Source organism: Bacillus sp. 05T31 (assembly GCF_056396725.1).
The window spans coordinates 1-4,177 of sequence record NZ_JBFTMA010000374.1; the positions used below are offsets into that span (position 1 = coordinate 1).

Below are 4,177 nucleotides of genomic sequence, written 5' to 3' on the forward strand. Positions count from 1 at the left end.
GCACAGTATACCCAGGGCAATCGTAGCGATCAGGAAAATAACTGTTACGGTTATTCTCTTTTTTGTCATTGGCTGCCGCTCATTCGTTTTCCTTCTGCGTAATCCTAAGAGAAATAGCAAAACGGCCAATAGGCAAAGAATAATTGTGATAGACGACAAAATGATATCCAAAAGYTGTGTGCCGCTTATTTCATATGACTGAGTTAGATTGCCKTCTAATATATCTTTAACTTTTAGTACCAKGTTTATATTGGTATTTGCGCCGTTGCTCAGCAAGSAGACGGCTGTTCGTTCATTTAGCAGTATGRCTACTTCGGTTCTGAAATTTGGATTGCCCCCAGTGTGTTCTATAATCGTTTGGTCGGCGTTTACCGACCAGCCTGCCGCATAATACATATCGTTGACAGCCGAAACAGACATATCACCCCTATGTGATTTTTCGATAACCGTGTGAAATATTTCGGGTATATCCTGCACGATACCCATCTGTATGCCCATCCAACGCGCCATATCTTTTGTATTAGAAATGATGTAGCCTGCGGGTTTATTCCCAGCATAATCCGGAGCTTTAAATGGAGTTGTCATAAAAAAGGAAGAACGGTAGCCCTGTGCCAACTGTCCAGTGGCTTGAGCATCTTCTTTATAAACATACGTCTGGTGAAGACCTAACGGCTGAAATACCTGTTCCTTCATAAAGTCTTCATAGCTTTGTCGCGACACAATCTCAATAACCAAACCCAATACRTCATAATTAACGGTTCCATAGTTATACTGTTCACCGGGAGGGAACGCCAATTCAGCATCYACGAGCATTTCCACAGTCTTTTGYAACATATCCGGTGTATTGCCTTGTGGAATATTTTGAGTATGCCTAATATTTGTTAGACCACTGGTATGGTGAAGAAAGTTATTTAGTGTAAGACTTTGCATATCAACAGGTTTCCCTTGATACTTTAACGTAAACCAAGGTAAATATTTTTGGACAGGGTCAGTCATTGAGAGCAGCCCTTGCTCTTCCAACAGCATAATACCCATACCGGTAAAAGCTTTACTGACCGAGGCTAACTCATAGAGTGTATTTTCACTTGCAGACAACCCCTTTTCACGGTCTGCATACCCTGAAGAAAAGTAGAACACTTCATCATCAGCAAGTATTGAGATTGACATTCCCGGCACACCTGATATACGACAGGCATCATCTAGCAACGCTTGTATTGCCGCAGATTGCGAATCTGACAACGCATAACTTTGTGTTGCGAATCCTGAGAATAATATAAATATCGTTAATACAAAAACAATAATCTTTTTCATAAACTCTCCTTTTTGGAAAATTATAAGAGAATAATATAAATAACCTCCTTTTACAACTACGAAACTAAATTTTAATTTATCTTTCTATTCACCTATATAATATCAAGTAATTGTGAAGAGTTACACTTAAACGAACAGATGCGTTAGTTCAATAAGAAGTAAACAACTTTATTATTCATTTTTTAGGTATTATATAAACAGATGGATGTAATTTGAAACAACTTTAAAGAGCCTTGCTACGTAGAATGTAGTAAGGCTCTTAGCTTTTAATAATCAAAATTCAATAACTTTATTATCATTATACACTATCCAATTATTATGTGTATCACAATTGGATGGGTACTTTTTTATTTATTCCATAATAGGGACAAAAGTAAATGCATCGGATAATTATCATAATGGGAGTATACATATGTATCAAATGAAACTTCTATTTAATCATTTAGGATTTAATATTTTCTTAGTTTTGGTAACAGAAATTTATATACTTAAAGTAAAGGGTTTAATTTTAATTAAGGGGGAGGAAAATTTGGAGGTGTATAACTTAGCTGCTTCTGCACAAACAAAAAGTGAAGATCTACCATTCGATATTTTCTGGATGACCGATTGGATTGTAGACTGGTTTGGTTCTTTGTTTAATGGCGGCAGTGATGTAATAAAAGATGGGGGAGATAAAATAGATGGTGCAGTCCATGCGAGTGTGCCTGCATTTTTTGATGTTATTTTCCTTATTCTTTCTGTAGTAATTTTAATATCATTATTAGTTTTTGGGGCTTCTTTATGGTTTAAACATATAAAGTGGAAAAAAAGATCTATATATTTTGGAGTAGGTTCATTTATTCTCATACTATTAATAAGAATTCTACCAGTGTTAATGTTGACAACACGTTCTTTTGATTTTCAAACCTTTATGAGTAATATGGTAGGCTTAATTACTTCTATAATTTTAGGGACAGCTGTATTAATGTTTTTAATATCTTTAGCACTAGGTATGCTTTATAAGAAATTTGAACATCCGAAATATGGGAAATGGAGTTCGAGTTTGAGATATAGTTCAATTTTTATATTTGTAATGACATTGATAGTACCGGCCTTGCTGCGTCATTTATAATCTTTGTTTATATAGGAGAAGGAGGAATAGTGCAGGTAATTTCTATAATTTTTCTGTGTAATTATACTAGCACTCGTTCTCCTCTAGATTTCTGAATTAAGTCTTATACATTAAAAGGAATTTTGTTGTACGAAGTTTTGGCAAAGGGGGAGAGGTACTAGTGACTACTTTTGTTGTCATGGTGAGTATATTCTTAATTCTGTTCGTAATTGGTCCCAAAGCGACTAAGAGAAAAGAAGAAAGAGATAGAATTGAAAAGGAACATAGAGAGAAAATTGAGGCTTTAGAGGAAGAAAAAATTGACTTAGATATTAATGGGATTACACAAGAAGCCTAAGCTAAAGAACAGTATATATAAAATAAAGAGTAATAGGTAACAAAAAATGAATTACATTTAAAGAGATTTTAGTGAAGGAAGCAAAAAACTAAATAGGATTATATTTAAATACTAAGGGGGATTATTAATGTTTAATAAAACTAAAGAAGTACCAAAATATCAACAAATACATTCAGGAGTATATAAGTTTGAACTACCGTACGTTACAGGGCAATTTATGTCCACGGAATCAAATGAAGATAAGGTACGTGAGGTACAACGATTTCCTGTAGATTTGTGATGTATGGGAATGATAGTCGATCAATAGGAGACCGTTATGCTCAATTGGCAACAATATTAAGGAGAGCTTACTTTTCAGCACTATTTATTCCAGATGTACCAGAAAAAATAAAATGGATTGAACATTGTAGTACTAAAAATACAGTGCTGAATAAAGAAGAAATATTAGAAATCGAATTAAAATGGGATAACAACTCGGCTTCTTATAGCTTTGAAGGACAAAGCTTCCTCAATAGTATTTTTGACTGAGATTGTGATATTAAAACAAAGTTTAATTACTTTGAAAAAAGTTACGATGTTTTGAAAAATTATTGTAGCAAGTTTTATGGAACCTTGCGATTAAACTTTTTAAAGAAAACGTGGAAAAGAAGGAAAGAACCATTCAAATTTCAATTTTTAATCAAAAGTAAGACGTTGAATCTGTTTTCATTGAAGGAAGAAACGAGGTTTTAAAGTGGGGAAAGCATTATTTAATGTAATAGGAATAACACTGGGATTCTGTGTATTTATAACTGCGTGTTCAAAATTAGATACTATGCCTTCTAAATCTAATGAATCAAAAAGTGAAGTAGTTGAAAAGGAAATTAGCAAAAAAGAAATAAAAAAAGAGGATACCAATACATATGAATCGTTATTTGCTACAAATGCCCCATTAATGATTCAAGAAGGACCAGGTAAATACGCAAAGGAAATAGCACTCTCATCAGAAGAAAATAATGAACTTAATCAGGAATTGATGAATTTACCAAAGGATTTAAGTGCAGAACAAATATATGTACAATTACTAAATTTACAGGCGCAAAGTTATAAAGAAGCTGTAAGTAAACTGGAAGGAATTATCCCTGAATTGGTGATTAAAGAACAAAATAATGGAAACGTAAATTCTATAAAATCAAAAGATAAATCCCTGAATGTGGAGATCTTGCTTGATGCAAGCGGTAGTATGGCTGGTAAAGTTAATGGTCAAATTAAAATGGAAGCCGCTAAGAAAGCTATTTACAACTATMTTGATAAGATTCCGGATAATGCAAATGTAATATTAAGGGTTTATGGACATAAAGGAAGTAATAATGAAAATGATAAAAGTTTATCCTGTGGATCTTCGGAGGTAATGTACCCATTACAGCCTTATAATAAGG

The 4,177-nt window shown here is 33.5% G+C and carries 4 protein-coding genes and 2 pseudogenes; 5 read left to right on the forward strand and 1 reads right to left on the reverse strand.

Features of this window, described 5'->3' with window-relative positions; genetic code table 11:
- Nucleotides 1-1,311 (reverse strand): serine hydrolase domain-containing protein (locus AC1DJR_RS19615; protein ID WP_477003300.1); only part of this gene is annotated, 1,311 nt, incomplete at its 3' end.
- Between the two features lie 511 nt (nt 1,312-1,822).
- Between AC1DJR_RS19615 and AC1DJR_RS19620 the strand changes: the two genes are divergently transcribed.
- The 5 genes and pseudogenes from AC1DJR_RS19620 to AC1DJR_RS19640 all read left to right on the forward strand — a co-directional run.
- On the forward strand, nt 1,823-2,422 hold the full coding sequence (locus AC1DJR_RS19620) for a hypothetical protein (protein WP_429688699.1): 600 nt from the start codon (nt 1,823-1,825) through the stop codon (nt 2,420-2,422).
- A 160-nt stretch (nt 2,423-2,582) separates the two neighbouring features.
- Nucleotides 2,583-2,799, forward strand: a pseudogene (locus tag AC1DJR_RS19625) (hypothetical protein).
- 87 nt (nt 2,800-2,886) lie between these two features.
- Nucleotides 2,887-3,039, forward strand: a complete 153-nt coding sequence (locus tag AC1DJR_RS19630; RefSeq protein ID WP_341112747.1) for a hypothetical protein — start codon at nt 2,887-2,889, stop codon at nt 3,037-3,039.
- Complete coding sequence (locus AC1DJR_RS19635; protein WP_429688685.1) at nt 3,039-3,287, forward strand: hypothetical protein; 249 nt, start codon at nt 3,039-3,041, stop codon at nt 3,285-3,287. Before AC1DJR_RS19630 ends, AC1DJR_RS19635 begins: the two co-directional genes overlap by 1 nt.
- Before the next feature lie 205 nt (nt 3,288-3,492).
- A pseudogene (locus tag AC1DJR_RS19640) lies at nt 3,493-4,177 on the forward strand (VWA domain-containing protein); the annotation flags it as partial.

Bases quoted from the DNA above. Each gene is read 5' to 3' on its own strand.
- AC1DJR_RS19630 (WP_341112747.1), top strand. From the start codon at position 2,887: ATGTTTAATAAAACTAAAGAAGTACCAAAATATCAACAAATACATTCA.
- AC1DJR_RS19635 (WP_429688685.1), top strand. From the start codon at position 3,039: ATGTATGGGAATGATAGTCGATCAATAGGAGACCGTTATGCTCAATTG.